The organism is Stenotrophomonas sp. 14P6.2.3 (assembly GCF_057799055.1).
Genome location: NZ_JBYOLA010000003.1, coordinates 294,142 through 321,088, shown reverse-complemented (window position 1 = coordinate 321,088; position 26,947 = coordinate 294,142). Strand labels below are relative to the sequence as shown.

The window sequence follows — 26,947 nt, the reverse complement described above, 5'->3', positions numbered from 1 at the left end:
GTTCAGTCTCCCGGCAGCGGCCGGCTTACGGTTTCGGGTTGGCATTATCCGCCTTTTTGGCGGACTTGCCGTCGAACAGGCCGAACAGGGCGATGCCTACGGCACCCACCACGATGGCCGAATCGGCGATGTTGAACGACGGCCAGACATGCTCGCCGACGTACCACTGGATGAAATCCACCACATGACCATGCACCTGGCGGTCGATCACGTTGCCGATCGCACCGCCGATGATCAGTGCATAAGGCACGGCGGCCTTCCAGTTGCCACGGGCGGTAGCACGCAGCCACCAGGCCATCAGGCCGCTGATGGCGATCGCCAGAACGGTGAAGAAATGCTTCTGCCAGCCACCGGCGTCGCTCAGGAAGCTGAACGCTGCACCCGTGTTGTAGGTGCGGTACCAGTTCCAGAAGCCGTCGATGACCACCACCGGCTGGAACTCCGGCAGGCTCGACAGCACCCAGGCCTTCGACCACTGGTCCAGGCCGATGATGACTGCCGACAGCAGCAGCCAGATCAGTGCGTTGGGATGCGGGCGCGGGGCGGCCATCAGAACCAGCTCCGCACTTCGCCGGCACCGGCGATGTTGGTCACGCAGCGACCGCACAGTTCCGGGTGGTCGGCATTGCTGCCAACGTCGGCACGGTGGTGCCAGCAGCGCACGCACTTGGACTTCTGCGTCGGCTGGGCGCTGACGAACACCTCGTCGGTGGTCGCCGGGCGCACCTGCACGTCACCGCTGATGAACAGGAAACGCAGTTCATCGGCCAGCGGCTGCCAGCGTGCGGCCTGGTCTTCGCTGGCGGCGATGGTGATCTCCGCTTCCAGCGCGGCGCCGATCGCACCATTGGCGCGCATCGGCTCCAGCACCTTGGCCACCTGTTCGCGCACGGCCAGCAGCTGGTCGAAGTCGGCAGCGCTGAGCTGTGCCTCGGCCGGCAGCGGTGCCAGGCCCTCGTACCAGGTGGTGAACAACACGTGGCCGGCACGGTCGCCCGGCAGATAGCCCCACAGCTCGTCGGCGGTGAAGGTCAGGATCGGCGCCACCCAACGGGTGAACGCTTCGGCGATGTGGTACATCGCGCTCTGCGCCGAACGACGACCATCCGAATCGGTCGGCATCGTGTACAGGCGGTCCTTGGTCACGTCCAGGTACAGCGAGCCCAGGTCCACGCTGCAGAAGTTCAGCAGCAGCTGCACGATCTCGGCCATGTCGTAGTTGTCATACGCCGCCTTGATCTTCTCCTGCAGCTCCCAGGCGCGATGCACGATCCAGCGGTCCAGCGCGACCATCTCGTTGAGCGGGCGCAGGTGCTGGGCCGGATCGAAACCGTCCAGGTTGCCCAGCAGGAAGCGGGCGGTGTTGCGCAGGCGACGGTAGGCGTCGGCGGTGCGCTTGAGGATTTCCTGCGACAGCGACATCTCGTTGCTGTAGTCGGCCGAGGCGATCCACAGGCGCAGGATGTCCGCGCCCAGCTTGTTCATGATTTCCTGCGGCTCGATGCCGTTGCCCAGCGACTTGGACATCTTGCGGCCGTGCTCGTCCACGGTGAAACCGTGGGTGAGGCACTGCTTGTACGGCGCGTGCTTGTCGATGGCCACGCCGGTCAGCAGCGAGGATTGGAACCAGCCGCGATGCTGGTCGGAGCCTTCCAGGTACAGGTCGGCCGGCTTGCCGAAGCCACGTGCGGCCAACACCGCTTCATGGGTCACGCCGGAATCGAACCAGACATCGAGGATGTCGGTGACCTTCTCGTAGTCGGCCGCTTCAGCGCCCAGCAGTTCAGCCGCATCCAGCGAGTACCACACGTCGATGCCTTCGGCTTCAACGCGGTCGGCGACCTGCTGCATCAGCTCCACCGAACGCGGGTGGATCTCGCCGGTCTGGCGGTGCGTGAACAGTGCGATCGGCACGCCCCAGGTGCGCTGGCGCGAGATCGTCCAGTCCGGGCGGCCATCGACCATGCTCTGGATGCGCGCCTTGCCCCAGCTCGGGAACCAGCCGACGGTGTCGATGGCGGCCAGCGCATCGTTGCGCAGGTTGGCCTTGTCCATCGAGATGAACCACTGCGGGGTGGCGCGGAACACCACCGGCGTCTTGTGCCGCCAGCAGTGCGGGTAGCTGTGGCGGATCTCGACGAAGGCCAGCAGTGCGCCGCTGTCACGCAGCACCTGCACGATCGCCTCCTGCGCCTTCCACAGGTGCTGGCCCGCCAGCACCACGTCGCCGGCCGGCGGGGTCGATTCCAGGTAGACGCCACGGCCGTCGATCGGGGTGATCTGACCGGCGTTGTACTTGTCCAGCAAGCCGTACTTCTGGCTGACCACGTAGTCTTCCTGGCCGTGGCCGGGCGCAGTGTGCACCGCACCGGTACCGTCCTCGTCGGACACGTGTTCGCCGTTGAGCACGAGGATCTCGCGCTCCGGGTAGAACGGATGCGCCAGCAGCTGGTTTTCCAGCGCCGAGCCTTCAGCTTCACCATGCAGCACCACCGCGTCCACGCCGTAGCGCTGCAGCGAGCGCTCGGCCAGCGCAGCAGCCAGCACCAGCCAACGGCGCTTGCCGTTGTGCGCCGGGCCTTCGGCCAGCACGTAGCGGATGTCCGCGCCCAGCGACACCGCCAGCGAGGCCGGCAGCGTCCACGGGGTGGTGGTCCAGATCGGCACCGCCACTTCGACATCGGCCGGCAGGCTGACGCCGAACGCCTGCGCCACCGCCTGCGCATCACGCGCGGCGTAGGCCACGTCGATCGCCGGCGAGGTCTTCTCGTGGTACTCGATCTCGGCTTCGGCCAGCGCCGAACCGCAGTCGAAGCACCAGTACACCGGCTTGGCGCCGCGCAGCAGATGGCCGTTGGCCACGATCTTGGACAACGCGCGGATCTCGTTGGCCTCGAAATCGAAGCTCAGGGTCTTGTACGGGTTGTCCCAGTCGCCGGTGACGCCCAGGCGCTTGAAGTCGGCACGCTGGATGTCGATCTGTTCCTCGGCGAACTCGCGGCACTTCTGCCGGAACTCGACCGCATCGAGCTTCACCCCGACCTTGCCCCACTTCTTTTCCACCGCGATTTCGATCGGCAGGCCATGGCAGTCCCAACCCGGCACGTAGGGCACATCGAAGCCGGCCAGGTAGCGCGACTTGACGATGATGTCCTTGAGGATCTTGTTGACCGCATGGCCCAGGTGGATGCGCGCGTTGGCGTACGGCGGGCCGTCATGCAGCACGAACAGCGGGCGGCCGGCGGCGTTGTCGCGCAGCTGCTGGTAGAGCCCCTGCTCTTCCCAGCGCGCCAGAATGCCCGGCTCGCGCTTGGGCAGGTCGCCGCGCATCGGGAATTCGGTGGCCGGCAGGTTGAGGGTGGTCTTGTAGTCCTGGCTCACGCAGTGGCTCGCAATCTATGTTCGGAAAGGATGGCACGCGCCTGTTCGGCGTCGCGGTGCATCTGGTCGGTCAGCGCCGCCAGATCGTTGAATTTCTCTTCGTCACGCAGCTTGGCGACGAATTCCACTTCGATGTGGCGCCCGTACAGGTCGCCCTGGAAATCGAACAGGTGCGCTTCCAGCAGCGGCTCCACGCCGTCCACGGTCGGCCGGGTACCGAAGCTGGACACCGACGGCCACGGCTGGTCGAACACCCCGTGCACCCAGGTCGCGTAGATGCCCGACAGCGCCGGGGTCTTCGGGAACCGCAGGTTGGCGGTGGGGAAGCCCAGCGTACGGCCGAGCTGGCGCCCACGCACCACCCGCCCGCTGATCGAGTAGGGACGACCCAGCAGATCGCCGACACGGGCGAAGTCGCCTTCCTGCAGCAGCTGGCGGATACGGGTGCTGGAGATGCGATCACCATGCAGGTCGACCGCTTCGATTTCGCCGGCGCTGAAACCGAGCTCGGCGCCCAGCGCCTGCAGCAGGGCCAGATCGCCACGACGACGGTTGCCGAAACAGAACTCCGGCCCGATCCAGACCTCACGGGCGTTCAGGCGCTGGGCCAGCAGCTGGCGCACGAAGGTCTCGGCCGGCATTGCCGCCATCGCCGCGTCGAAGCGCAGCAGGCCGATCGCATCGACGCCCAGTTCGCGCAGGATCTCGACCTTGCTGCGGGCCAGGGTCAACCGCGGCGGCGGCGTGCCCTGGGCAAAGAACTCACGCGGCAGGGGCTCGAAGGCCACCGCCACCGCAGCCACACCCAAGGCGCGCGCGCGCGCGACCGCGTGCCGCACCAGCGCACGATGCCCCAGGTGGAGGCCGTCGAATGCACCGATGCAGACCACGCTTCCGTTGGGGAACAGCTCCCCGCCCTCGACGCTTCTGAACAGCCTGCTCATCAACTCTCGTTCCGGCCGGCCCAAGCCCGCCGTTTCAATGGTGTAACCCTGAAGTATAGCCGCCGGGAGCCACGATCAATGCCCACGCAGGTCGCGCGGGCGGAAGCCCATCGCCACCATCGCCAGCAGGTAGGTCAGCCCGCCACCGCCGACCAGCAGGCCGAGGGCACCGATCCGTTCCCACACGCCCATCGACGAGAAGCCAGGCAGCCAGTACAGCAGGGCCAGCAGCACGCCGACCATCGCCGTACACGCCAGCAGCAGCCGCAGCAGGTAGCCGCCCCAGCCCGGGCGCCGCTGGTAGACATCGGTCTTGCCCAGCCAGTACCACAGCAGCCCCAGGTTCAGGTAACTGGACAGCGCACTGGCGATGCCCAATGCCAGGTGCAGGCCCGGCTGCTTGCCGAGGGCGGCCATCACCCCCTGCGCCTTCAGCTCATCGGGCACCATCACCTGGTACAGCACCGCCAGCAGGGCGAAGTTGAACACCATGTTGGCCACCAGCGCGGCGACACCGGCACGCACCGGCGTTTTGGTGTCCTGCCGCGCGTAGAAGGCCGGAAGCACCACTTTCAGCAGCGCGAAGGCTGGCAGGCCGAAGCTCAGGCCGTACACCGACAGCGCCGTCATGCGGGTGTCGAAGGCGGTGAACTGGCCGTGCTGGAAGATCGTGGAGATCAGCGGCTCGGCCAGCAGCAGCAGGCCGAGCATGGCCGGCACCGAAATCAGCAGGGTCATGCGCAGGCCCCAGTCCAGCGAGCGCGAGAAGCCTTCGCGGTCGGTGCTGACATGGTGCCGGGCCAGTGCCGGCAGGATCACCGTGCCCAGGGCCACGCCGAACACGCCCAGCGGCAGCTCCAGGAAGCGATCGGCCAGCGACAGCCAGGACTGCGAGCCATCGGTCAGCTTGGCGGCGATGACGGTATCCAGCAGCAGGTTGATCTGCGCCACTGACGAGCCGAACAGGGTCGGCACCATCAGCGTCATCACCTTGCGCACGCCCGGATGGTTCCAGCCCCAGCGCGGCAGGGTCAGCAGGTCGATACCCTTCAACGAAGGCAACTGGAACAGCAGCTGCAACAGGCCGGCGGCCAGCACGGCCCAGCCGAGGGCGAGGATCTGCTTTTCCGGTGTGCCACCCAGCCGCGGCGCCAGCCACAGCGCGCCGGCGATCATGCACAGGTTGAGGATGACCGGGGTCAGCGCCGGCATCGCGAAGCGCTGGAAACTGTTCAGCGCGCCGCCGGCCAGTGCGGTCAGCGAGACGAACAACAGGAACGGGAAGGTCAGGCGGAACAGGTCGATCAGCAGGCCCTGCTTGGCAGGGTCGGTGTCGACGCCACTGGCGAAGACCGACGCCAGCTGCGGCGCGAAGATCAGCGCCAGCGCGGTGACCAGCATCAGCACGCCGCCCAGGGTGCCGGCAGTGCGGGCCATCAGTTCACGCAGCTCGGCGTGGCTGCGGGTTTCCTTCACCTCGGTGAACACCGGCACGAATGCGGTGGCAAAGGAGCCCTCGGCGAACAGCCGGCGCAGGAAATTGGGTATCCTGAAGGCGACCCAGAAAGCATCGGTGATGGCGTTGGTGCCGAAGGTCGAGGTCACCACCTGGTCCCGGACCAGGCCGAGAACCCGCGAGACCATGGTCATGCTGCTGAACGACAGCAGGCCCCGCAACATCTTGGGTGAACTCACTCAACGTCCCTCTTGACAATCGACTTGACGTACATTTCTTACGCCATCATACTAGCTAGCTTGCTGTTCCCATAACACCGATTTTTCAGGAAACCACCACCGTGGCCAATATCAAGTCCGCCAAGAAGCGCGCCAAGCAGACCGTCGTGCGCAACGCGCGCAACGTGGCTCAGCGCTCGATGCTGCGCACCGCTGTCAAGAAAGTGATCAAGGCGCTGGACGCCAACGATGCCGCCGGCGCTCAAGCCGCCTTCGCCGTTGCCCAGCCGATCCTGGATCGTTTCAGCGCGCGTGGCCTGATCCACAAGAACAAGGCTGCTCGCCACAAGAGCCGCCTGAACGACCGCATCAAGGCCCTCCAGGCCGCCTGATCCGGTTGGTTGCTGGAGCCCCGGCTCCGGCAGCACGCAAAAGCCCGGCTTCGGCCGGGTTTTTTGTTGCCTGCAGTCTCCGCTTCTGTAGAGCCGAGCCCATGCTCGGCTGGCCGCGCGAACAGCAGCCGAGCATGGGCTCGGCTCTACAGAGGAGCGGCACCCACAAAAAAACCCGGCCGAAGCCGGGTTTTTTCGCGGGAATCGCAACAGGCATTACTGCGCGTTGCGGGCCGCCTCAAGCTCGTCTTCCTTCTGGCGATCGAAGAACGCCATGATCCGGCTCATGATCGGGAACGTGCCCTCACGACCCAGTGCGGACACCAGGAACCACGGCTCCTTCCAGCCCAGCTCGGCCACGATCTTCTCGGCGGCGGCCTTGGCCTCGTCCTCGAACATCAGGTCGGCCTTGTTCAGCACCAGCCAGCGCGGCTTGGCCAGCAGCTCCGGATCGTGCTTTTCCAGTTCGCGCTCGATGGCACGCACCTGCTCGACCGGGGAAACGCCTTCCACACCACCTTCCATCGGCGAAATGTCGACGAGGTGCAGCAGCAGGCGGGTGCGCTGCAGATGGCGCAGGAACTGCGCGCCCAGGCCGGCACCGTCGGCCGCACCTTCGATCAGGCCCGGAATGTCGGCGATCACGAAGCTGCGGTAGTTTTCCACCTTCACCACACCCAGGTTCGGGTACAGCGTGGTGAACGGGTAATCGGCCACCTTCGGCGTCGCCGCCGAGACGGCGCGGATCAGGGTGCTCTTGCCCGCATTGGGGAAGCCCAGCAGGCCGACGTCGGCCAGCAGCTTCAACTCCAGCTTCAGCGTGCGCTCTTCACCCGGCTCGCCCGGCAGCGCCTGGCGCGGCGAGCGGTTGGTGGAGCTCTTGAAATGCATGTTGCCGAGGCCGCCGCGGCCACCCTTGGCCACCAGCAGGCGGTCGCCATGCTGGGTCAGGTCGCCGATGATTTCATCGGTGGCCACGTTGATGATCACGGTGCCGACCGGCACGGTGATGACCATGTCTTCGCCACCCTTGCCATAGGCCTGGCGGCCCATGCCGTTTTCGCCGCGCTGCGCCTTGAAGATGCGGTCATGGCGGAAGTCGACCAGGGTGTTGAGGTTTTCGTCGGCGCGGATCCACACGCTGCCGCCCGCACCGCCGTCGCCGCCGTCCGGGCCGCCGAGCGGAATGAACTTCTCGCGACGGAAGCCAATGCAGCCGTTGCCGCCGTTGCCGGCGAACACTTCGATTTCTGCTTCGTCTACCAGTTTCATTGTTTCGATGCCTGCGATGGGCGCGGCATGCACGCCGCCACCTTGATGTAGTGCCGGCCACTGGCCGACAACCGGGCGATGCCCGTTTTACCATTGATTCCAACGAAAAGCCCCGCCGAAGCGGGGCTCTTCATGCAGCGTCTCCATGCCGGGGCATGGGCGCCGGCCGTTGCCTTATCAGGCTTCGACCGAGACGACGCTGACAGTGCGACGCTTCTTCGGGCCCTTCACGGTGAACTCCACCTTGCCGTCCGTCAGGGCGAACAGGGTGTGGTCACGACCGAGGCCGACGCCGGAACCCGGGTGGAACTGGGTGCCGCGCTGACGCACGATGATGTTGCCGGCTTCGATGGCCTGGCCGCCGAAGATCTTGACGCCGAGGTACTTCGGGTTGGAGTCGCGACCGTTGCGCGAAGAGCCTACGCCTTTTTTATGTGCCATGACCTATCTCCTTACTTGCTGCCACCGGCAATGCCGGTGATCTCGATTTCGGTGTAGTACTGACGGTGACCCTGGCGCTTCATGTGGTGCTTACGGCGACGGAACTTGATGATCCGGACCTTGTCGGCACGACCCTGGGACAGGACGGTGGCAGTGACCGCAGCGCCGCTCAGGGCGTCGCCGATCTTGATGCCATCGCTGTCGCCGAGCAGCAGGATGTTGTCGAACTTGATCTCGCTGCCGACTTCGACTTCGAGCTTTTCAATGCGGAGCTTTTCGCCCTGCGCCACGCGGTATTGCTTACCGCCGGTGACCAGTACTGCGTACATGACCAGACTTCCTCTGTAGTTATTGTGGTCTATGGACTGCCGCCGTCGAGGGCGGACAGGAGCGGAATTGTACGTGGGCCACCGGGGACGGGTCAAGTCAACCCCTGGGCGGGGCCTGCGGGGACCTGTCCCCCGCCCTCAGTAGAGCCGAGCCATGCTCGGCTGAACGGTTCGGGGTCCGGCCAGCCGAGCATGGCTCGGCTCTACTGGCCGGTCTCACGAGGTGAGACACCGGGTTGGCATTGTCGCCCATTGCCCCCATCTGGTCACCTCGGTAGGCTGACCGATTGCCGCCCTTTCGCTGGCCCGGCGGCCCAGCCACGCCCCCACAACCGGATTCCCCATGGCGATGGATTTCATCCGCATCCGCGGCGCGCGGACGCACAACCTCAAGAACATCGACCTCGATCTGCCTCGCGACAAACTGATCGTGATCACCGGCCTGTCCGGTTCGGGCAAGTCGTCGCTGGCGTTCGACACCATCTATGCCGAGGGCCAGCGGCGTTACGTCGAGTCCCTGTCGGCGTATGCGCGGCAATTCCTGAGCGTGATGGAAAAGCCGGATCTGGACCATATCGAAGGCCTGTCCCCGGCGATCTCGATCGAGCAGAAGTCGACCTCGCACAACCCGCGCTCGACGGTCGGCACGATCACCGAGATCTACGACTACCTGCGCCTGCTGTACGCACGTGTCGGCACGCCGCGTTGCCCCGACCACGGCTATCCGCTGGAAGCGCAGACGGTCAGCCAGATGGTCGACCACATGCTGACGCTGGACCCGGAACAGCGCTACATGCTGCTGGCGCCGGTGATCCGCGACCGCAAGGGCGAGCACGCGCAGGTGTTCGACCAGCTGCGCGCGCAGGGTTTCGTGCGTGTGCGCGTCGATGGCGAACTGTACGAAATCGATGCGGTGCCGCCGCTGGCACTGCGCCAGAAGCACACCATCGAAGCGGTGATCGATCGCTTCCGCCCGCGCGAAGACATCAAGCAGCGCCTGGCCGAGAGCTTTGAAACGGCCCTGAAACTGGGTGATGGCATGGCGTCGGTGCAGTCGCTGGACGACGCCAGCGCGACCCCTACCCTGTTCTCGTCCAAGTATTCCTGCCCGGTCTGCGACTACTCGCTGCCCGAACTGGAACCGCGCCTGTTCTCGTTCAACGCACCGATGGGTGCCTGCCCCGGCTGCGACGGGCTGGGCATGGCCGAGTTCTTCGATCCCTCGCGCGTGGTGGTGCATCCCGAGCTTTCCCTGGCTGCCGGTGCCGTGCGCGGCTGGGATCGCCGCAATGCCTATTACTTCCAGCTGATCGCCTCGCTGGCCAAGCACTACAAGTTCGACACCGACGCGGCGTGGAACTCGCTGCCGGCAAAGGTGCAGCAGGCCGTGCTGTACGGCAGCGGCGAGGAAGCGATCACCTTTACCTATTTCACCGAGGCCGGTGGCCGCACCCAGCGCAAGCATCGCTTCGAAGGCATCATTCCCAACCTTGAACGCCGCTACAAGGAAACCGAATCGGCGGCGGTGCAGGAAGAGCTCGGCAAGTACATCAGCGAGCATGCCTGCCCCGAGTGCAATGGCGCACGCCTGAACAAGGCCGCGCGCAACGTGTTCGTGGCCGACCGCCCGCTGCCGGAACTGGTGGTGCTGCCGATCGATGAAGCCCTGAAGTTCTTCAGCGAACTGAGCCTGCCGGGCTGGCGCGGCGAGATCGCCGCGAAGATCGTCAAGGAGATCGGTGAACGCCTCGGCTTCCTGGTCGACGTCGGCCTGGATTACCTGACCCTGGAGCGCAAGGCCGACACCCTGTCCGGTGGCGAGGCACAGCGCATCCGTCTGGCCAGCCAGATCGGTGCTGGTCTGGTCGGCGTGATGTACGTGCTCGATGAGCCGTCCATCGGCCTGCACCAGCGCGACAACGAACGCCTGCTGGGCACCCTCACCCGCCTGCGCGACCTCGGCAACACGGTGATCGTGGTCGAGCATGACGAAGATGCGATCCGGCTGGCCGACTACGTGCTGGACATCGGTCCGGGCGCGGGCGTGCACGGCGGCGAGATCGTCGGCCAGGGCAGCCTGCAGGACCTCCTGGATGCACCGCGTTCGCTGACCGGCCAATACCTGTCGGGCAAGCGCGCGATCAAGATCCCGGCGCGCCGGCACAAGCCGGACCCGAAGATGACGCTGCATCTGCGTGGCGCCACCGGCAACAACCTGAAAGGCGTGGACCTGGCCATTCCGGCGGGGCTGCTGACCTGCGTCACCGGCGTGTCCGGCTCGGGCAAGTCGACCCTGATCAACGACACCCTGTTCTCGCTGGCTGCCAACGAGATCAACGGCGCCTCGCACCCGATCGCCCCTTACAAGGAGATCGATGGCCTGGACCTGTTCGACAAGGTGGTGGACATCGACCAGTCGCCGATCGGCCGTACCCCGCGCTCGAACCCGGCCACCTACACCGGCCTGTTCACGCCGCTGCGCGAACTGTTCGCACAGGTGCCCGAATCGCGTGCGCGCGGCTATTCGCCGGGCCGCTTCAGTTTCAACGTGCGTGGTGGCCGCTGCGAGGCCTGCCAGGGCGATGGCCTGATCAAGGTCGAGATGCACTTCCTGCCGGACGTGTACGTGCCCTGCGACGTCTGCCATGGCAAGCGCTACAACCGCGAAACGCTGGAGATCCTGTACAAGGGCTTCAACATCAACGACGTGCTGGAAATGACCGTCGAAGATGCGTTGAAGCTGTTCGAGCCGGTGCCGTCCATCGCCCGCAAGCTGGAAACCCTGGTCGATGTCGGCCTGAGCTACATCAAGCTGGGGCAGAGCGCGACCACGCTGTCCGGTGGTGAAGCACAGCGCGTGAAGCTGTCCAAGGAGCTGTCGCGCCGCGATACCGGCCGCACCCTGTACATCCTCGACGAGCCGACCACCGGCCTGCACTTCCACGACATCGAGGCGCTGCTCGGCGTGCTGCACAAGCTGCGCGACGAGGGCAACACGGTGGTGGTGATCGAGCACAACCTGGACGTCATCAAGACTGCCGACTGGATCGTCGACCTGGGTCCGGAAGGCGGTCATCGCGGCGGCACCATCCTGGTGACCGGTACGCCGGAAGACGTGGCTGCATGCCCGGATTCGTACACCGGCCAGTTCCTCGCCCGGATGCTGCCCTCCACCAATGCGCGACCGGACCAGCCCGCCGCCGTGGCCAACAAGCCCGATGCGCGCCCGCCGCGCAAGGTGAAGCCCGAGAAGCCGGCAAAGAAGGCAGCGGCCGCCAAGAGCACCGGCAAGGCCAGCAAGACCGCCGCGGCCGGCGGCACCAAGAAGAAAAAGGACGCCTGATGAGCAGCGAACACAAGATCCTGGCCCGCATTCCGATCAGCGTGCGCTGGCGTGACATGGACAGCATGGGCCACGTCAACAACGCCAAGTACATCTCCTACCTGGAAGAGGCGCGCGTGCGCTGGATGCTGGGCGTGGAAGGCGTGTCGATGACCGACCGCATCGCACCGGTGGTGGCTGCCACCAACGTCAATTACCGGTTGCCGATCGTGTGGCCCAACGACATCCTGGTCGAGCTGTTCGTCGAACGCCTGGGCAACAGCAGCGTGACCATCGGTCATCGCATCGTCGACCAGCAGGATGAGTCGAGGCTGTATTCGGACGGCAACGTGGTGGTGGTGTGGATGGACACGCAGACCGGCAAGAGTGCGCCACTGCCGGACGCGATCCGCAACGCTTCCAGCTGAGCGACCCGATCACTGCACCCGCAAAGGCCGCCCCATGGGCGGCCTTTGCGTTGCGGGAAGCAGATCGCTCAGCCCGCTGGCTCGCCGCCGAATTTCAGTTCATTGCCAACCTGTGCGATTGCATGGATTGCAGGCAACAACCGTGCGCCCAGGCGGGTGAGTTCGTATTCAATGGAAGGGGGCGAGGTATCCCTTTCATGACGTGTGACCAGACCTTTCTGCTGCATGTCCCGAAGGCGCGCCGTCAGCGTCTTGGCCGTCACCGGCGCCAGATCCACACGCAGCTCGCCGAAACGTCGTGGCCCCGCACTCAATGACCAGATGATCTCCGCCGTCCATGTGCCGGCAAGCAACGCCATGCACTTGCTCAACGGACACACGCTGTCCGGATCTACTGCCCGGTTCTTCCGCACCTTGAGCCCCACGTTCTTCCGCTCCTTCGACGGGTATCCAGATGGAAACCCGATTCTCGCGTCATGTCGCAGCGAAGCGCTCCGACCACCGTTTCCCCGCAGCATACTTCCGGGCACTCCCCCCACGATGAAACCACGATGAAGCTCTACTACACGCCGGGCACCTGCTCGCTTGCCGCCCACATCCTGCTGCGGGAACTGGGAATCCGCTTCGAGCTTGATCGCGTCGATCACTCGACCAAGCGCACAGCGCAGGGCGAAGACTTCCTGCATATCAATCCCAAGGGGTATGTCGCCGCACTTCGGCTGGACAACGGTGAGGTCCTCACCGAAGGCGCCGCGATCCTGCTTTACCTCGCCGATGTCGCCGGCGTGGAATTCTCGGTACCGACAAGTGCGATCGGCGCGGCGCGACTTCACGAATGGCTGATCTACATTGCTGCGGAACTGCATCCGACGTTCGGCCCCTTGTTCCACCCGGAGTCGCCCGAGGCGCGGGAGAAAGCCCAGGACCGGCTGCATACCAAGCTCGACTACGTCGAAGCGGTGCTGTCCGACAACCGCCGCTACCTGCTGGGCGGGTCCATTTCCATCGCCGATCTCTATCTGTTCGTGGTTGTCGGCTGGACGGCGCACCTGGGCATCGATACCGCGCCATGGCCACACCTGCAGGCACTGCTGCTGCGGATTGGCGAGCGACCTGCCGCGAAAGAGGCGATGGCGTTCGAAGGACTCATCTGAATCGCGCCCCAGGCACTGCATCTCAGCCGGGACGGAAGTGCGCGCGTGCGTGGCGTGCGTCCCGTATCCTTTGCTCTCCGCCTCTGTTGCAGCGGTTGCCGGCCAGCGGCCGACACTACCGACACCCTTCAAAGGACTGACATGATCCACCAGACTGAACTGCGCGACCTGCTGCCCGGCATGGTTCCCTTCCCCGCCGACGTGTTCCCCGATGACCAGGCCTGGCTTGGCCAGCACCTGCTGCCGCTGCTGAAGATCGACCTCGGCGTGCTGCGTCCGGAACTGGCCGGCAGCGTGGCCACGATGCTGTGCCCGATCGAGCCCTATGAAGGCTGCATCGGCGAAAGCACCGAAGAACACCACAACGCATTCACCGGCACCAACTGGATCGCCTTTGAATTGACCAGCGACAATCGCATGCGCTTCCTCGGTGAGGAGGGCTACTTCATCGGCGACCTGGTGCAGGACAACGACGCGCTGGAGCACATCACCGAGATGCGCGGGAGCTACGGCAAGGCACGCATGTACTTCCAGCAGCATGGACGCCTGGCCAGCTATTCGCGCTATGGCGATGGCGAGCCCGGCGAGCAGGCCTATCTCGATGTGCTGGGTGGGCAGATCTCGACCGGCAACTGGATTGAAACTGCGGAGATTCCCGCCGCCTTCGCGCTGGAGTTCACCGAGGCGGCCGACGACCGCCATGCGCCGGACGATGCCGAGTGCGCGATCATCACCCGCAATGGCAGGAAATTCTTCGCCGTGGCCGAAGTGGCCGGCTACAACTGGTGCGCCACCGGTGCCGACGCGATCGTGATGCTGTACGAGCCGGAAAGCCGCACGGTGCTGTTCTCGTACGACTGGTCGTAAGCCCCACCGCGCTGCGCGCTCGCCGGGCATGGCCCGGCGCTACCGGTGTCGATTCGGCCGTGATGCCTGGGTAGCGCCGGGCCATGCCCGGCGGAACGAGCGCCGCGTTACGGCGCGACCTTGCGCACGGTCAGCGTCGTACCCGCTTCACCACCGCCTTCCAGCTGCAGGCGCAGCGGCACCGCCTGCCCCTCCTTCAGCGCACCCTTGCCATCCATCAGCATCAGGTGCAGGCCGCCGGGTTTAAGCTCGGCACGCGCGCCCGGCGCCAGCGGCAGGCGTTCGATCGCGCGCATCCGGCTGATGCCGTCCACCACCGTGGTTTCGTGCAATGACACATCACCGAACGCAACGCTGCTGGCACCGGTGATGGTCACGGCCTTGCTGCAGCCGTTGCGGATTGTCCCGTAGCCAGCGGTCATCGGCATCGCTGGATTCGGCGGCATCCGCGCCCAGCCTTGCTCCACCGTCACGCAGCGCTGTTCGGCCGCCGACGCTGATGCTGCAAGCGCACACAACGCGAACAGTACGCCAACGCATGGTTTGGTTATCATCGCCCAGGTTCCTTCTTCGCAACGAGACCCGCAGCATGACGACGCTCATCGAGGTGATCAACCATGGCCCCATCCGCGAACTGCGGCTGGCGCGGCCGCCGGTCAATGCACTGGACACCGAGCTGTGCCGGCAGTTGATCCATGCCATCGAACTGGCGATGGCCGAGGACGCGCACGGGATCGTGCTGTCCGGCAGCGAGCGCATCTTCACCGGCGGCATGGACGTGCCGCACCTGCTCTCGCATGGCGATGACAAGCACAAGCTGCTGGACACCTGGAACGCGTTCTTCGGCGCGGTACGCACGCTTGCCGAGAGCCGCATCCCGGTGGTTGCGGCGATCACCGGCCATGCACCGGCCGGCGGCTGCGTGCTGGCCCTGTGCTGCGACTACCGGGTGATGGCACGCAGTGCCGATCCGGCGCGCCCGTACGCCATCGGCCTGAACGAAGTGCAGGTCGGCCTGATCGCACCGGAAGGAATCCAGCGCCTGTTGCGCCGTGCGGTGGGTGCACACCGCTCCAGCGTCCTGCTGGGCACCGGCGCACTGGTACCCGCCGAACAGGCCCTGCAGATCGGCCTGGTGGATGAACTGGTTGATGGCGAGCTGGTGGTGGTCCGCGCGGTGGCTTGGCTGCAGGACCTGCTGAAGCAGCCGCGGCAGCCGATGCTGCTGACCCGGGCCATCGCCCGCGCGGAGCTGCACGACGCCCTGCACCCGGACCTGATCCAGCTCGACCGCTTCGTCGAGGCCTGGTTCGCCCCGGATGCGCAGAACGCGCTGCAGGCGCTTGCCGCCCGCCTCGGCAAGTAAACGGTAGTGCCGGCCGCTGGCCGGCAGCCTGGCGATCCTTCCGGGACGCCTGCGGATGCCGGCCAGCGGCCGGCACTACCGAAGATCGGGCATCCGGCCTGCACCGGTATAATCAGGCCCTCTTTCCCTGTTGTGGCCGCCCCCTTGAACGACACGCCCGAACCCGTCGTCTCCGAGCTGATCGATCTGCTCACCCTGGAGCGGCTGGAGGACAACCTGTTCCGCGGCCAGAGCCGCGACATCGGCACCAAGTACGTGTTCGGCGGGCAGGTGCTGGGCCAGGCCTTGGCGGCCGCCCAGGCCACGGTCGACAACGGTCGCCATGTGCATTCGCTGCATGCCTATTTCCTGCGCGCCGGCAACATCGACCATCCGATCGTCTACGACGTCGACCGCACCCGCGACGGTGGCAGTTTCTCGGTGCGCCGGGTGACCGCGATCCAGCATGGCAAGGTGATCTTCTTCTGTGCTGCCTCGTTCCAGCAGGCCGAATCCGGTGCCGAGCACCAGCACAAGATGCCCGAAGTGCCGCAGCCGGAAGACATCGAACCGAACAGGCCGCTGCCGGCGGAGGTGCTTGAGCGCCTGCCGATCAAGGTGCAGCGCTGGCTGTCGCGCGGTGGTCCGTTCGAGTTCCGCCATGTGTATCCGCGCGATGAACTGAACCCGCCCAAGCGCCCGCCCTACCACCAGGTCTGGCTGCGCCTGAGCGAGCGTGTAGGCGATGCTCCCGAGCTGCACCAGGCGCTGCTGGCCTACGCGTCGGACTTCCACCTGCTGGGCACGGCGACCTTCCCGCACGGGATCAGCTACTACCATCCGCACGTGCAGATGGCCTCGCTGGACCACGCGATCTGGTTCCATCGCCCGTTCCGCGCCGACGATTGGCTGCTGTACTCGCTGGACAGCCCCAGCGCGCAGGATTCGCGCGGCCTGGCCCGCGGCCAGTTCTTCACCCGTGATGGCGTGCTGGTTGCCAGCACCGCCCAGGAAGGCTTGATCCGCGTGGTTCCGGACCAGGCAGCAGCGGCCGCCGTGCCGGCCAAGGATTGATCCGATGCGTCAGATTTTCAGCAGCCAGCGCGTGGAAACCGTGGAAGGCGTGGCCGAGCTCCTGCGCAGTCACGACATCCAGGTGAAGGTCACCAACGGGCGCTCGTACAAGACGCGCCGCCGGGGCCAGTTCAGCTATACCGACCTGGGCAATGCCGGTGCCTACCCGGCGGTCTGGGTCGTGCGTGCCGACGACCAGCCGCGCGCGCGCGAAATCCTGCGCGACGCCCGCCTGCTCGACACCACCCGCCGTGACCACCCGACCGCCGAGTTCGCCTTCCGCGATGATGTGCAGGAAAGTGCTGGTGGTCGTGGCTGGGCCTGGCGCATCCGCATCGCCCTGCTGGTGGTGATCGCCGGCGTGGCGCTGGTGATCGGCCTGCGCCATCGCGGTGCCCCTGCCCCCGCAACCCCTGCCCCCGCAACCCCGGTGCCCGCACCGCAGGCCCAGCCGCAGCAAGCCCAGCCGGCCGCGCCGGCACCGCCGGAAGAAGAGGAAGTGCGGGTCCGCATCCAGCCGGCGAAGTAGTGCCGGCCGCTGGCCGGCAACCGCAAAAAGGGGACGGAGGGGATTAAGTCGTTTGTGGCACAAACGACTTAATCCCCTCCGTCCCCTTTTTTCGTGGTCACATTCCGCACGCGCCTCCGTCATGGGACACAATCCCTGCAGGAGCCCGCCGCCATGACGACCTTCGCCGCAAGCATCGACGACACACTGCACCGCGAACTGCCCGCCGCCAGCGGCGGCTGCCAGCATGCCTATGGGCGCATCGTGCTGGCCTGCCAGAACACGGTCACCGCCATCGCCCTGGCCATCACCGGCGACCGCCAGGCCAGCGAGGACATCGCCCAGGAAGCGTTCGTGAAAGGCTGGCAGCAGCTGCACCAGCTGCGCAGCGCGAGCAGCTTCCTGCCCTGGCTGCGGCAGATCACCCGCAACCTCGCCCGTGACTGGCTGCGCGCGCAACGTGGCCGACCGCTGAGTGGCGAAGCTGCCGAAGTGGCCTTGACCATGGCAGCGGATCCGACCCCCGGTGCGGCGGATCGCCTGCAGCGGCTGGAAGAGGAAGTCGCTGCCGAAGACATCATTTCTACCCTGCCCGCCGACAGCCGCGAAGTACTGCTGCTGTATTACCGCGAGGGCCAGCATTCGCAGCAGGTCGCTGACCTGCTCGGGCTGAGCGACGCGGCGGTACGCAAACGCCTGTCACGCGCCCGTGCGCAGGTGCGCGAGGGCCTGCTGCAGCGCTTCGGTGAATTCGCCCGCAGCAGCGCGCCCAGTGCCGCGTTTGCAACGACGGTGGTGTCGATGGTGATGATCGCTGCGCCCGGCACGGCAAGCGCAGCGATCCTGCTGGGTACCGGTGTCGGCATCGGTGGCAGCAAGCTCGGCCTGGGTGGCGTCAGCGCTGCGGGCGGCACCGCGATGGGCACGTTGACCGCTACGCTGGGCCAGCTGCACGTGCTCCCAGCCGAAAGCTGGGGTGCGATTGCCGGCGGTGTCATCGGCGGCGCGATCGGCAGCTATCTCGGTGCCCGCTTCCTGATGTCGTACACCGAGACCGAAAGCGAACGCACGCAGGTACGCCGTTTTGTACGCCTCAACACCGGCACCGGCCTGGTCTGGTGCCTGCTGATCCTGCTGGCGGTGCTGCTGCAGGCACCGGTATGGGGGCAGTTGCTGGCGTTGGCACTGGGCCTGGGCGTGGTCAACTACCAGTGTCTGGTGCCGCTGCAGCGGGTGATGGCACCGATGATCGCGCGCGATTCGGCGCGGCGCGGGCGCAGCGGAACCAACTGGAAATTCGAATCCATGTATGGCCGCACCGGCATCATCGGCGCGAACGTGTTCGTGATCGGCCTGGTGGCGTACTCGCTGATGCACAGCGGCCGCCTGTAACGGACAACGCCGGCATCACGCCGGCGTTGTCGTCGATCACTGCAGTGAAAATCAGCGCTGCGGCTTCGGCGCGGCGCCGTCACGCGGGCCACCGTGGCGCGGGCCACCGTGCATCGGGCCCTTGGCGGCGTCGAACTCGGCCTTGCTCAGCTGGCCGTCCTTGTTGGTATCGGCGGCGGCGAACCAGGCGTCACGATGCTGCTTCATGCGCAGCTCGCGGTCGGCCTTGTCCAGGTAGCCATCCTTGTTGAGGTCGAGCTGGTCGAAACGCTCGGCCAGGCGCGGATCGGCCTTGGCTTCCTCACGGCTGATGCGGCCATCCTTGTTCGCGTCCAGCTTGGCCCAGCGCTCGCCGCCGCGACCACCGTGGCGGCCATGCTTCCAGCGCGGCAGCTCATCACGCGAGAGCTTGCCGTCCTTGTTCTTGTCCAGCTCATCGAACTTCGCGGCCAGGCGTGGGTTGGCCGCCGCTTCGCTGCGGTCGATGAAGCCATCGCCATTGGTATCCAGCTTGGCCGGTCGCGGTGCCGGTGCAGCCGGGGTGTCGGCGGCCAAGGCGATACCGGTCGCGGAAGTGCCGAGCAGCAGGGCCAGCAGCAGGGGGGTACGGATCATGGGGTCACTCCTGGGAATGGGATTGGCATCGGGGTGAACACCTCACCCTCGGAGGACAACAACGCCTGACCACGACCTCGGTTGACGCAGCCGCCCGTTCCATTCATCCGGCGGACAGTCGCCGCCATTGCGACAGGCTGGAGCTATGCTGTGCCCATGGCGAGACACGGCGACAGAGACGACGAACTGCGACTGTTCCAGACCGGCGAGCACCCCTGCGGGTACTGGCCGGACCGGGTCGCGCGCGATCTGGTGCTGGACCCGCAGGACCGTCGCCTCGGCGGGCTGTACCCGCTGGCCCTGAGCTGGGGCTTCCGCCGCAGCGGTGATCTGGTCTATCGCCCCCACTGTGCGAACTGCCACGCCTGCGTCGCCGTGCGCATCCCGGTGGCGCGCTTCGCCCCCGACCGCAGCCAGCGCCGCTGCGCCGCCCGCAATGCCGACCTGGAAGTGCGCATCACTGCAGCCATGCCGCGAGAGGATCTGTTCGAGCTGTACCACCGCTACCTGGTGCATCGTCATGCCAAGGGCGGCATGGACGACCACGGCCCGCACGAGTTCGAGCAGTTCCTGATCGGCAGCTGGTCACACACACGCTTCATGGAAATGCGCCTGCCCGGCCACGACGGCCAGCCCAGCCAGCTGCTGGGTGTGGCGGTGACCGATGTGACCGAGCACGGGCTGTCGGCGGTCTATACCTTCTTCGACCCCGCCCATGCCGCGCGCGGGCTGGGCACGTTCGCGATCCTGCAGCAGCTGGAGTGGGCGCGCCGCGAGGGCCTGCCACATCTGTACCTGGGCTACTGGATACGTGAGCACCAGAAGATGGACTACAAGCGGCGCTATCGCCCGCTGGAGGCCTACGACGGCCGCCGCTGGCATGATTTCGATGACGATCTGGACGGACGCTGACAAACCACTGACACCGGGCCGGGTGCACAATACGGCCCATGAACGCCAAACCCCTGATCCTCGGCCTGGCCCTGCTCTGTGGCGCCACCGCTCCCGCCTTCGCCACGTCCCCCGCGATGACCGAAAAACCGTCTGCAGCGCTGCGCCTGGCCACCTACAACACCTCGCTGTATTCGGACGAAGCCGGCGGCCTGATCGCCGAGCTGGAAGGCGACAGCGAACACGCGCGCAAGATCGCTGCGGTACTGCAGCAGGCGCGTCCGGACCTGGTGCTGCTGAACGAATTCGACTTCGACGACGCCCATCGCGCTGCCGACCTGTTCCAGAAGCGCTACCTGGAAGTGGCCCAGCCCGGTGGCGGCAAGCCGCTGCACTTCGCCTACCGCTACCTGGCACCGGTGAACACCGGCGTGCCCAGCGGCCTGGACCTGGACAACAACGGCGTGGTCGGTGGTGAAGGCCGAGGCCGTGGCAACGACGCCTGGGGCTACGGCCTGCACCCGGGCCAGTACGGCATGCTGGTGCTGTCGCGCTACCCGATCGACGAAGCCAAGGTTCGCAGCTTCCAGCTGCTGAAGTGGAGTGCGATGCCGGGCGCGATCCGCCCGATCGATCCGCGTACCGGCAAAAGCTTCTACAACGACACCGTCTGGTCGCAGCTGCGGCTGTCGTCGAAGTCGCATTGGGACGTGCCGGTGAAGACTCCGGCCGGCGTGGTGCATGCGCTGGTCTCGCATCCGACGCCGCCGGTGTTCGACGGCCCGGAAAAGCGCAACGCCGCGCGCAACCACGACGAACTGCGCCTGTGGCAGGAGTACCTGTCCAAGGGTGACAAGCCGTGGTTGTGCGACGACAAGGGCCAGTGCGGCGGCCTGGCCCAGGATGCACGCTTCGTCATCCTTGGCGACCTCAACAACGATCCGGTCGATGGCGATGGCCGCCACGAGGCGATCGTCGAACTGATCGAGAACGCCCGCGTTCTGCGCTACCCCACCCCGCGCAGCGTCGGCGCCGAGCAGACCAGCCTGGCCTATGCGGCCAAGGGCATCGAACGCAAGGGCGCACCGTTCCATGCCACCGGCGATTTCGGGCCGAAGTCAGGCACCATGCGCCTGGACTACGTACTGCCCTCGACCGGTTTCGAGTACATCGGCAGCGGCGTGTTCTGGCCGGCCAATGAAAGTGCCGAAGCGAAGATCGCCGACGGCAGCGACCACCACCTGGTGTGGGTGGACGTGAAGCCGTAACAGGTGTTGATGGAGTACCGACCAACGGTCGGTACCCACCGGAAATCTATACCGACCAACGGTCGGTACCCACCGAAATTCGGTAGGCGACGACCGTTGGTCGTCGCTTCTTTTTCAAGAGCGCAGTTCGACGCCGATGGCTTCGGCGGCATCACGCGCGATGGCACGCGCCTCGTCGATGGTTTCCGCACGCGCCAGGGTCACACCGACACGGCGATGGCCGTGCACGCTGGGCTTGCCGAACAGGCGCACGGCGGTGTCCGGCACCTGCAGTGCGGCGGCCACGTTGTTGAAGTACGGCACGCCTTCGCCATGTGCCAGCAGCGCGCACGAGGCCGATGGGCCACTCTGGCGGATCAGCGGGATCGGCAGGCCGAGGATGGCCCGCGCATGCAGCGCGAACTCGCTGAGTTCCTGCGATACCAGCGTCACCAGACCGGTGTCATGCGGACGTGGCGATACTTCGCTGAACCAGACCTCGTCGCCCTTCACGAACAGCTCGACACCGAACAGGCCCCAGCCACCGAGGTCATCGGTGATCGCGCGCGAGATCTCCTCGGCACGCGCCAGCGCCTTGTCCGACATCGGCTGCGGCTGCCAGCTTTCGCGATAGTCGCCATCCTTCTGCAGGTGGCCGATCGGCGCGCAGAACGAGGTGCCACCGGCGTGGCGCACGGTCAGCAGGGTGATCTCGTAGTCGAAGTCGATGAATCCCTCGACGATGCAGCGCCCGGCACCGGCACGGCCGCCGGTCTGCGCGTACTCCCAGGCCGGGGCGATGTCCGCCACGCTGCGCAGCGTGCTCTGGCCCTTGCCCGAGGACGACATCACCGGCTTGACCACGCACGGCAGGCCGATCGCCGCCACGGCGTCGCGGTACTCGGCCTCGGTATCGACAAAGCGGTACGGCGAGGTCGGCAGGCCCAGCGTCTCGGCGGCAAGGCGGCGGATGCCCTCACGGTCCATGGTCAGGCGCGCGGCACGCGCAGTCGGAATCACCTGCAGGCCCTGCTCCTGTTCCAGCTGCACCAGGGTCTCGGTATGGATCGCCTCGATCTCCGGCACCACCAGGTGCGGCTGCTCCTGCGCGATCAACTGGCGCAGGGCCATCGCATCCAGCATGTCGATCACGTGCGAGCGATGTGCCACCTGCATGGCCGGGGCATCGGCGTAACGGTCGGCGGCAATCACTTCCACGCCCAACCGCTGCAGCTCGATGGCCACCTCCTTGCCAAGTTCGCCCGAGCCCAGCAGCAGCACGCGGGTGGCGGAGGGGGACAGCGGGGTTCCAAGCTTGGCCATGGCGGGGTTCCAGCAGCAATGTGAAGGCGGGTGGGCATTCTATCCGGTCCGGCCGAAGTGCCTGAGCAAGCCCACCCGACGAACGGCAGCCCTAATGTGATATCAATTTGATATCTTCATTTCGAACCCTCAAGGACGTACCGCCATGAAAGAGAAGTCGCTGTCCTCCCTCAACGGCCTCGGCGCGCTCGCCGGGTCCCTGGTCGTGGCCCTCGCCGGCGGCGCCCTGTTCGTGGCCGGGGTTGCGGCGAAGGCCAGCACCGGCTCGCCCAACGTGCTGCTGATCCTGGCCGGCCTGCTGATCGCCGCGCTGGCCCTGGTCGCGCTGGCCGGCCTGTACACCGTGCAGCCCAACCAGGCGGCGGTGGTCAGCCTGTTCGGCAAGTACGTAGGCACCGTCAAGGACAACGGCCTGCGCTGGAACAATCCCTTCTTCAGCAAGCGCCGCGTGAGCCAGCGCGTGCGCAACTTCGAGAGCGGCAAGCTGAAGGTCAACGAGCTGGACGGCAGCCCGATCGAGATCGCCGCGGTGATCGTCTGGCAGGTGGTCGATGCCTCCGAAGCGGTCTACAACGTGGACGACTACGAGAGCTTCGTGCACATCCAGTCCGAATCGGCGCTGCGCGCGATGGCCACCAGCTATCCCTACGACCAGCACGAGGACGGCCAGCTGGCGCTGCGCAGCCACGCCAGCGAGATCTCCCAGCACCTGAAGAACGAACTGGCCGAGCGCCTGGCCGATGCCGGCGTGCAGGTGATCGATGCGCGCATCAGCCACCTCGCCTACGCCGCCGAGATCGCCCAGGCGATGCTGCAGCGTCAACAGGCAAACGCGGTGATCGCCGCACGCTCGCGTATCGTTGCCGGTGCGGTCGGCATGGTCGAGATGGCGCTGGCCGAACTGCAGAAGAACGGCGTGGTGCAGCTGGATGAGGAGCGCAAGGCGCACATGGTCAGCAACCTGTTGACCGTGCTGTGCTCGGACCGCGGCACGCAGCCGGTCGTCAACACCGGCTCGCTGTACTGAGCCACCCTCGCAACGGGGCGCCCCACCGCCCCGCCAGGAGTCTGCATGAGCGAGAAAAAAGCCTATCCGCTGCGCATCAACGCCGAGGTCCTGGCGGCCGCACAGCGCTGGGCGGACGATGAACTGCGCAGCCTCAACGCGCAGATCGAATACGTGCTGCGCGACGCACTGCGCAAGGCAGGACGCCTGCCGAAACCCAAGCCATCGTCGGAGGACAAGGAATGAGCAAGCGCTGGAGCTACCTGACCGTCGAGGTCAAGACCACCATGATGGGCCTGCAGAAAGCCGACGACATCCAGGCCGAACTCAGCCGCCAAGGCCAGCTCGGCTGGGAACTGGTCAACATCATCATCCCGGCGCCGATGCGTCCGGCCCTGCTGGTCTTCAAGAAGGAGCTGTGATCATGAGCGCACGCCGTTCGTTGCTGGCCGTTTCCCTCGCCCTGTTGTCCGCCAGTGCAGCCGCTGGTGAACCGCAGCAGGTCGCAGCACGCCTGCTCGATCACCTGCAGGCGGGGCGGATCGCCGATGCCGAAGCCATGCTGACCCCGCAGATGGCCGCGGCCGTGCCTGCCGACAAGCTGCAGGGCCTGTGGCAATCGCTGGGTGAACTGAAGCAGCGCGGGCCGGCGCACAGCAGCGAGCAGCAGGGCCTGCACCTGGTGGACGTACCGCTGCAGTTCGCCAGTGGTGCGGTGATCGCGCAGGTGGCGGTGAATGAGCAGGACAAAGTAGCAGGTCTGCTGCTGCGCCCGGCCACGGCCGCCAAGGCACCGCCGCCGCCGGCCGACGCGAACTACAGCGAAGCCGATTTCAGCGTGCCGCAGGCGCGCGGTGCGCTGCCCGGCACGCTGTCCCTGCCCCAGGGCAAAGGACCGTTCCCGGCCGTAGTGCTGGTGCACGGCTCCGGCCCGCAGGATCGCGACGAAACCATCGGTGGCAACCGCCCGTTCCTGGACATCGCCCGCGGCCTGGCCGCGCACGGCATCGCAGTACTGCGCTACGACAAGCGCACCCATGCCCGCCCGCAGGATTTCCAGAGCGGCAGCTTCAACGTTGATGACGAGACCACCGACGACGCCGTCGCCGCGCTGAGCGCGTTGGCGGCGGACCCACGCATCGACGGCAAGCGGATCTTCGTGCTCGGCCACAGCCAGGGCGGCATGTTGGCCCCGCGCATCGCCAGCCGCTGGCCACAGGCGCGCGGCGCGATCCTGTGGTCGGCGCCGGCACGCACGTTGCTTGAACTGCTGCCCGAGCAGAACCGCTACCTGCTGTCGCTGGACGGCTCGATCAGTGCGCCGGAACAAGCCTTCCTGGACAAGCTGGCCACACAGATCGCCGCGGCCCGCAGCGACAAGCCCATACCCGCCAGCGAACTGCCACTGGGCGTGCCGCAGGCGTTCTGGAAAAGCATCGAAGCGGTGAACGCTCGTGGCGATGCGGTGGCGCTGCACAAGCCACTGCTGATGCTGCACGGCGGCCGCGACTTCCAGGTACCGGAAACGGATTGGGCACTGTGGAAAAAAGCCTTGGCCGATCGCACGGATGTGCAATGGAAGGCCTACCCTGCCCTCAACCACATTGGCATCGCCGGCAGCGGCTCCAGTTCATTGAAGGAATACGCGCAGCCGGGCCACGTCGATGGGCAGCTGATCGATGACGTCGCGCGTTGGGTGGAGTCGCAACGATGAGCGGCAGTGATGCACGTCCGTTCGACGTCGCCGAAAGCTCCTCGCTGCGGGTGCTGTGGGTGCTGCTGCCACTGCTGGCGGTACTGGGCGTCGGCATCTGGTCGCAGCTGCACGACAGCCGCACCGACGCTCCCTGGATGGAGGTCACGCTGTCGCCCCCGTTTTTCCTGATGGGTGGCAGCGCGGCATGGAGCCTGGCGGTGATCGTGCTGATGGGCGTCGGCCTGGGCTGGGCGTTTTTCCGCCGCCGGGTAGAGCTGGCAGACAACGTACTGGACGTGCGTTCGACGCTGTACCGCCGCCGCACCCCGGTGGCCGACCTGCTGCTGGACCAGGCCGAGGTGGTCGACCTCGGCCGTGATCGCCGCTACGGCATCCGCTTCAAGACCAACGGCTACAGCATGCCCGGCTTCTACTCCGGGCACTTCCGCCTGCAGGGCGGCGGCAAGGGCTTTGCCCTGGTCACCGACCGCGCGCGCACGCTGGTGATTCCGGTGCGCGGCGGCAGCACCCTGCTGCTCAGCCTGGAGCGCCCGCAGGCGCTGCTGGAAGCGCTGCGCAAGGTGGCCGCCACGGCGCCACGGCAGTAAGCTGGATCGATGCACCGCACCACTCCACTGTTGATCAACACCGAGACCGTCGAACTGTGGCCAGCGCCGCTGCTGCGCGCGCGCAGCAATCTCGACGCCCGCCTGCTGGCGCGTGCGCAATGGGTATTGCGGCGCAAACAGGATGGCCGCTACCTGGCGGCGGTACTGGCACACGGCGTGCACTCGCTTGTGCCGCGCCTGCCACGCGAACCGGGTGTGGAGGAAGCGCTGGCGTTGCTGGATGGCGCGTGGTCACGGCCGTTTGGCGCTGCACTGGAAGAGCAGTGGCTGCCGCTGGCCGGCCTGCAACAGCGCTTGCAGCAATTGGGCCTGGATGTGCAGCGCTATGCGCAGGACAGTGGGCTGGCGCTGGAGGCCGAGCCCTGCCTGCTGCACTTCGCCGGACGTGACCGCTTCGCGCGCCCGTTGTGGCTGCGTCGCGGTGCCGCGCAGGGTTGGCGACGGATGCGCCTGCATGCCGCGCGGGATGGCATTGCACTGGACGCGATCTCCGGCTTCCGCAGCCATGCGTATCAGCTAGGCATTTTCGAACGGAAGCTGGCGCGCGGGCAGAGTGTGCCGCAGATTCTGCAGGTCAATGCAGCGCCCGGCTTCAGCGAACACCACAGTGGTCACGCACTGGACATCGGCACGCCGGGGGACGCGCCGGCAGAAGAGACCTTCGAGGCGACGGCCGCGTTTGCGTGGCTGCAGGCCAATGCGGGAACGCACGGGTTCCATCTGAGCTATCCGCGCGACAACCCGCATGGGATCGTCTACGAACCGTGGCACTGGTGCTGGAAACCGGCCAACGGCTGAGCCCCTCGTGGCGGCTGCTTGACTGCGATCCAGGGTTGGCCGGGAGGGTGGGCGGCGCAGGGGCCGCTGCAAGTACGTCCATGTAAGCTCGGGCGCGCCATCCATGGCGCTTACGCCCCTGCGCCGCCCACCCTCCCGGCCGCGGACAGTTTCCGCGTGCGTTCGCCACGGAATGGAACAAGAGAGCAAAGGCAGACGCGGGTCGCTGCGCTCGAAGCC

29 protein-coding genes are annotated in these 26,947 nt (G+C 66.4%); 17 read left to right on the top strand and 12 right to left on the bottom strand.

Annotation, left to right across the window (positions count from 1 at the left end):
* Window positions 1-25: 25 nt before the first annotated feature.
* From lspA to murJ, 4 genes are all read right to left on the bottom strand, one after another.
* Window positions 26-550, bottom strand: a complete 525-nt coding sequence (gene lspA / locus AC27VL_RS04990) for a signal peptidase II (RefSeq protein ID WP_100551860.1) — start codon at window positions 548-550, stop codon at window positions 26-28.
* Entirely contained in the window at window positions 550-3,381 is a 2,832-nt protein-coding gene (ileS, locus tag AC27VL_RS04985) for an isoleucine--tRNA ligase (RefSeq protein ID WP_488765692.1), read from the bottom strand. The genes lspA and ileS overlap by 1 nt, the downstream gene beginning before the upstream one ends.
* Window positions 3,378-4,325: a bifunctional riboflavin kinase/FAD synthetase gene (locus AC27VL_RS04980; RefSeq protein WP_488765691.1), complete on the bottom strand. Its 948-nt coding sequence runs from the start codon at window positions 4,323-4,325 to the stop codon at window positions 3,378-3,380. Before AC27VL_RS04980 ends, ileS begins: the two co-directional genes overlap by 4 nt.
* A 75-nt stretch (window positions 4,326-4,400) precedes the next feature.
* Complete coding sequence (gene murJ, locus AC27VL_RS04975; RefSeq protein WP_488765705.1) at window positions 4,401-6,005, bottom strand: murein biosynthesis integral membrane protein MurJ; 1,605 nt, start codon at window positions 6,003-6,005, stop codon at window positions 4,401-4,403.
* A 116-nt stretch (window positions 6,006-6,121) separates the two neighbouring features.
* Between murJ and rpsT the strand changes: the two genes are divergently transcribed.
* Complete coding sequence (gene rpsT, locus AC27VL_RS04970) at window positions 6,122-6,391, top strand: 30S ribosomal protein S20 (RefSeq protein WP_025873851.1); 270 nt, start codon at window positions 6,122-6,124, stop codon at window positions 6,389-6,391.
* A 216-nt stretch (window positions 6,392-6,607) separates the two neighbouring features.
* Here the strand turns inward: rpsT and obgE are convergent, their stop codons facing one another.
* From obgE to rplU, 4 genes are read right to left on the bottom strand one after another with little or no spacing between them, the layout of a single operon-like run.
* Window positions 6,608-7,663 (bottom strand): GTPase ObgE, encoded by a 1,056-nt coding sequence (obgE, locus tag AC27VL_RS04965; protein WP_025873852.1) that lies wholly within the window; start codon window positions 7,661-7,663, stop codon window positions 6,608-6,610.
* The gene (locus AC27VL_RS04960; protein ID WP_157804331.1) at window positions 7,660-7,797 is read right to left on the bottom strand and encodes a hypothetical protein; all 138 of its coding nucleotides are present in this window, start codon (window positions 7,795-7,797) and stop codon (window positions 7,660-7,662) included. Before AC27VL_RS04960 ends, obgE begins: the two co-directional genes overlap by 4 nt.
* A 43-nt stretch (window positions 7,798-7,840) precedes the next feature.
* Window positions 7,841-8,104 (bottom strand): 50S ribosomal protein L27, encoded by a 264-nt coding sequence (gene rpmA / locus AC27VL_RS04955; protein WP_089239574.1) that lies wholly within the window; start codon window positions 8,102-8,104, stop codon window positions 7,841-7,843.
* Window positions 8,105-8,115: 11 nt separating this feature from the next.
* Window positions 8,116-8,433, bottom strand: a complete 318-nt coding sequence (gene rplU, locus AC27VL_RS04950) for a 50S ribosomal protein L21 (RefSeq protein ID WP_004148331.1) — start codon at window positions 8,431-8,433, stop codon at window positions 8,116-8,118.
* 343 nt (window positions 8,434-8,776) lie between these two features.
* On the opposite strand from rplU, the gene uvrA reads away from it, so the two are divergent.
* Window positions 8,777-11,776, top strand: a complete 3,000-nt coding sequence (gene uvrA, locus AC27VL_RS04945) for an excinuclease ABC subunit UvrA (protein WP_488765689.1) — start codon at window positions 8,777-8,779, stop codon at window positions 11,774-11,776.
* On the top strand, window positions 11,776-12,183 hold the full coding sequence (locus AC27VL_RS04940; RefSeq protein WP_089239570.1) for an acyl-CoA thioesterase: 408 nt from the start codon (window positions 11,776-11,778) through the stop codon (window positions 12,181-12,183). Before uvrA ends, AC27VL_RS04940 begins: the two co-directional genes overlap by 1 nt.
* 68 nt (window positions 12,184-12,251) lie before the next feature.
* On the opposite strand, the gene AC27VL_RS04935 is transcribed toward AC27VL_RS04940, so the two are convergent.
* On the bottom strand, window positions 12,252-12,542 hold the full coding sequence (locus AC27VL_RS04935) for a winged helix-turn-helix transcriptional regulator (RefSeq protein WP_229980365.1): 291 nt from the start codon (window positions 12,540-12,542) through the stop codon (window positions 12,252-12,254).
* 192 nt (window positions 12,543-12,734) lie between these two features.
* On the opposite strand from AC27VL_RS04935, the gene gstA reads away from it, so the two are divergent.
* Window positions 12,735-13,337, top strand: coding sequence for a glutathione transferase GstA (gene gstA / locus AC27VL_RS04930; protein ID WP_488765688.1), 603 nt, complete (start codon window positions 12,735-12,737; stop codon window positions 13,335-13,337).
* 141 nt (window positions 13,338-13,478) lie between these two features.
* Window positions 13,479-14,204 (top strand): enolase, encoded by a 726-nt coding sequence (locus AC27VL_RS04925; RefSeq protein ID WP_488765687.1) that lies wholly within the window; start codon window positions 13,479-13,481, stop codon window positions 14,202-14,204.
* A gap of 107 nt (window positions 14,205-14,311) precedes the next feature.
* Here AC27VL_RS04925 and AC27VL_RS04920 read toward each other — a convergent pair whose 3' ends face one another.
* Window positions 14,312-14,758 carry a copper chaperone PCu(A)C gene (locus AC27VL_RS04920; RefSeq protein WP_100551851.1) on the bottom strand — a complete coding sequence of 149 codons (447 nt, stop codon included), beginning with the start codon at window positions 14,756-14,758 and terminating at the stop codon, window positions 14,312-14,314.
* A gap of 35 nt (window positions 14,759-14,793) precedes the next feature.
* Between AC27VL_RS04920 and AC27VL_RS04915 the strand changes: the two genes are divergently transcribed.
* From AC27VL_RS04915 to AC27VL_RS04900, 4 genes are all read left to right on the top strand, one after another.
* A complete protein-coding gene (locus AC27VL_RS04915) occupies window positions 14,794-15,570 on the top strand; it encodes an enoyl-CoA hydratase/isomerase family protein (RefSeq protein WP_488765686.1) in 777 nt (258 codons plus the stop codon).
* Between the two features lie 132 nt (window positions 15,571-15,702).
* On the top strand, window positions 15,703-16,623 hold the full coding sequence (gene tesB / locus AC27VL_RS04910) for an acyl-CoA thioesterase II (protein WP_406779147.1): 921 nt from the start codon (window positions 15,703-15,705) through the stop codon (window positions 16,621-16,623).
* A gap of 4 nt (window positions 16,624-16,627) precedes the next feature.
* Complete coding sequence (locus AC27VL_RS04905; protein ID WP_100551849.1) at window positions 16,628-17,152, top strand: pathogenicity-like protein; 525 nt, start codon at window positions 16,628-16,630, stop codon at window positions 17,150-17,152.
* A gap of 153 nt (window positions 17,153-17,305) precedes the next feature.
* Window positions 17,306-18,523 carry an RNA polymerase sigma factor gene (locus AC27VL_RS04900; protein WP_488765685.1) on the top strand — a complete coding sequence of 406 codons (1,218 nt, stop codon included), beginning with the start codon at window positions 17,306-17,308 and terminating at the stop codon, window positions 18,521-18,523.
* Window positions 18,524-18,574: 51 nt separating this feature from the next.
* On the opposite strand, the gene AC27VL_RS04895 is transcribed toward AC27VL_RS04900, so the two are convergent.
* On the bottom strand, window positions 18,575-19,138 hold the full coding sequence (locus AC27VL_RS04895) for an EF-hand domain-containing protein (protein WP_100551847.1): 564 nt from the start codon (window positions 19,136-19,138) through the stop codon (window positions 18,575-18,577).
* 156 nt (window positions 19,139-19,294) lie between these two features.
* Between AC27VL_RS04895 and AC27VL_RS04890 the strand changes: the two genes are divergently transcribed.
* Both AC27VL_RS04890 and AC27VL_RS04885 read left to right on the top strand, forming a co-directional pair.
* Window positions 19,295-20,050 (top strand): arginyltransferase, encoded by a 756-nt coding sequence (locus AC27VL_RS04890; protein ID WP_049467687.1) that lies wholly within the window; start codon window positions 19,295-19,297, stop codon window positions 20,048-20,050.
* 38 nt (window positions 20,051-20,088) lie between these two features.
* Window positions 20,089-21,297, top strand: coding sequence for an endonuclease/exonuclease/phosphatase family protein (locus tag AC27VL_RS04885; protein ID WP_488765684.1), 1,209 nt, complete (start codon window positions 20,089-20,091; stop codon window positions 21,295-21,297).
* 114 nt (window positions 21,298-21,411) lie between these two features.
* On the opposite strand, the gene purT is transcribed toward AC27VL_RS04885, so the two are convergent.
* Entirely contained in the window at window positions 21,412-22,599 is a 1,188-nt protein-coding gene (gene purT, locus AC27VL_RS04880) for a formate-dependent phosphoribosylglycinamide formyltransferase (protein WP_488765683.1), read from the bottom strand.
* 145 nt (window positions 22,600-22,744) lie between these two features.
* Here purT and AC27VL_RS04875 point away from each other — a divergent pair, with 145 nt between their 5' ends.
* From AC27VL_RS04875 to AC27VL_RS04850, 6 genes are read left to right on the top strand one after another with little or no spacing between them, the layout of a single operon-like run.
* Complete coding sequence (locus tag AC27VL_RS04875; protein ID WP_100551844.1) at window positions 22,745-23,626, top strand: SPFH domain-containing protein; 882 nt, start codon at window positions 22,745-22,747, stop codon at window positions 23,624-23,626.
* A 45-nt stretch (window positions 23,627-23,671) separates the two neighbouring features.
* Entirely contained in the window at window positions 23,672-23,851 is a 180-nt protein-coding gene (locus AC27VL_RS04870) for a type II toxin-antitoxin system antitoxin (RefSeq protein ID WP_205404963.1), read from the top strand.
* Window positions 23,848-24,027, top strand: coding sequence for a DUF4177 domain-containing protein (locus AC27VL_RS04865; RefSeq protein WP_089239544.1), 180 nt, complete (start codon window positions 23,848-23,850; stop codon window positions 24,025-24,027). The genes AC27VL_RS04870 and AC27VL_RS04865 overlap by 4 nt, the downstream gene beginning before the upstream one ends.
* 2 nt (window positions 24,028-24,029) lie before the next feature.
* A complete protein-coding gene (locus AC27VL_RS04860) occupies window positions 24,030-25,319 on the top strand; it encodes an alpha/beta hydrolase (protein ID WP_488765682.1) in 1,290 nt (429 codons plus the stop codon).
* Window positions 25,316-25,909 (top strand): PH domain-containing protein, encoded by a 594-nt coding sequence (locus tag AC27VL_RS04855; RefSeq protein WP_180163931.1) that lies wholly within the window; start codon window positions 25,316-25,318, stop codon window positions 25,907-25,909. Before AC27VL_RS04860 ends, AC27VL_RS04855 begins: the two co-directional genes overlap by 4 nt.
* A gap of 9 nt (window positions 25,910-25,918) precedes the next feature.
* Window positions 25,919-26,728, top strand: a complete 810-nt coding sequence (locus AC27VL_RS04850) for a M15 family metallopeptidase (protein WP_191077497.1) — start codon at window positions 25,919-25,921, stop codon at window positions 26,726-26,728.
* Window positions 26,729-26,947: the final 219 nt, after the last annotated feature.